This window comes from Exiguobacterium sp. s123, from assembly GCF_018617075.1.
Taxonomy (GTDB): domain Bacteria; phylum Bacillota; class Bacilli; order Exiguobacteriales; family Exiguobacteriaceae; genus Exiguobacterium; species Exiguobacterium profundum.
Map to the genome: position 1 here is coordinate 1 of NZ_JACSJL010000023.1, position 692 is coordinate 692.

2 protein-coding genes are annotated in these 692 nt (G+C 45.4%); both read right to left on the reverse strand.

The genetic code is table 11. From position 1 onward, the window contains the following. Nucleotides 1-569: nuclease/transposase family protein (locus tag KNO72_RS15470; RefSeq protein WP_483297349.1), on the reverse strand; the 569-nt coding region annotated here is incomplete at its 3' end. Between the two features lie 4 nt (nucleotides 570-573). Continuing rightward, a partial coding sequence (locus tag KNO72_RS15475) for a transposase (RefSeq protein WP_214758777.1) occupies nucleotides 574-692 on the reverse strand: 119 nt, incomplete at its 5' end.

A 692-nucleotide genomic window follows, 5' to 3' on the forward strand; every position in this document is an offset into this window, starting at 1 on the left:
ACCTTGTCGCAATCGGTCGATGCGACCGCCGGGACTTTTAGACCGAGGTCGACACCAAGAACCTTCGTACCGGTCTTCTCCGTCGTGGGGATTGTGACGGCGATTTGAGCCATCCATTTATTTGACTTCTTCGTGATACGAAGCGTACCCAGCTTGTTATTCAGAAGCGAGAAGTTGCGATTGTGTTTGTCGACCATTTCTGCTCTAATTGGTGTTTTCTTTGCTTTTCCATCTACCATGATCGGAAGAGAGATTGACTCGAAGTCAAACGAATAGTTCTGGTTGTTCCATGTGCAATAAGATTTCTTCAGGACAGGGACGACCTTGTATGTCGACTTCTTCACTTTCCGGAAGACACTCTGGGCATCTTTGATGACCTGGTTCTTGACGGCACTAGGCAGATGAGCGCAAACACTTTTACTTGTCAATTTGAGCATCGCTTTAGCATCCACCATATCAGAGATAAGTTGATTGACCGTCTCGATATATGTTTCTGCCATACTTTTTAAAACAACTTCCTGTTCTTTTGTCGGCTTCAGTTTAATGTTAACTGTCAGCGTCTGAGACACGGTGTCACCCCCTTGTCTTTTGTTGTTCGACATAACGTTTAATCGTTTCGCTCGATACATTTCCAGCGGTGGAGACGAAATAGGATCGTGTCCAGAGACTCGGCAAATGTTGAAGATGAGGAA